The 221-nt window shown below is 34.4% G+C and carries 1 pseudogene; it reads right to left on the reverse strand.

Annotated features, from left to right (window positions below):
* Positions 1 to 201: pseudogene (locus tag AWT63_RS06565) on the reverse strand (cation transporting ATPase C-terminal domain-containing protein); the annotation flags it as partial.
* Between the last annotated feature and the right edge of the window lie 20 nt (positions 202 to 221).

Below are 221 nucleotides of genomic sequence, written 5' to 3' on the forward strand. Positions count from 1 at the left end.
ATGTTTTCCTGCACTTATTAAATTATTTAAAGGAACACCCTGTTCAAATAATCCTATTACAAATGCAAGTAGTGTTAAAATACCTATTAACATTCCCCCAACTATTGCTCTAAACCAAGCTCCTTGTGCAAAAAAACTTTCGTTTGCATTTCTTGGCGGCTTATTCATAACGTCTATTTTTGATTTATCAACACCAAGTGCAAGTGCAGGAAAACATCAGC

It is taken from the genome of Caviibacter abscessus, assembly GCF_001517835.1.
Taxonomy (GTDB): domain Bacteria; phylum Fusobacteriota; class Fusobacteriia; order Fusobacteriales; family Leptotrichiaceae; genus Caviibacter; species Caviibacter abscessus.